Annotated in this window: 1 protein-coding gene; it reads left to right on the top strand. The window is 36.8% G+C overall.

The annotated features are described in order from the left end of the window. Nucleotides 1-75: 75 nt before the first annotated feature. Entirely contained in the window at nt 76-531 is a 456-nt protein-coding gene (gene tnpA / locus ACFSFW_RS24230) for an IS200/IS605 family transposase (RefSeq protein ID WP_388042226.1), read from the top strand. The last annotated feature ends 15 nt before the right edge of the window (nt 532-546 follow it).

The following is a 546-nucleotide window of genomic DNA, read 5'->3' as shown; positions in this document are numbered from 1 at the left end:
CAAAAAAAATCTCCAATCGTTATAATGAAGATGGCCGTCAAACCAACTTCGAAAAACGAAAGGAGATCTTTACTCATGTCGAGTGACAATAGTTTATCACACACACGTTGGAATTGTAAGTATCATATCGTATTCATTCCAAAGTATAGAAGGAAAGTAGTATACGGGAAATTACGAAGAGATATTGGAGCTATATTAAGAAGGCTCTGTGAAATGAAGGATGTAGAAATTATTGAGGCACATGCAATGCTTGATCACATCCATATGTTGGTTAAAATACCACCAAAAATGTCAGTGTCGTATTTCATGGGATATCTCAAAGGTAAAAGCTCTTTAATGATCCACGACAGACATGCCAACTTGAAATACAAGCATGGAAATCGGACATTCTGGGCTAAAGGATATTATGTTAGCACAGTCGGTTTAAATGAAAAAACAGTAGCGAAATATATTCGTGAGCAAGAAGCAGAAGACCGTTTGCGAGACAACATGACCAAACGAGAATATGTAGACCCATTCCAAGATAAATAGGAAAGGTAAACGGTT

It is taken from the genome of Ferdinandcohnia salidurans (assembly GCF_042680725.1).
GTDB lineage: Bacteria > Bacillota > Bacilli > Bacillales > Bacillaceae_L > Ferdinandcohnia > Ferdinandcohnia salidurans.
Note: the sequence above shows the minus strand (reverse complement) of the source record. Positions and strands in the feature narration are given on the sequence as shown.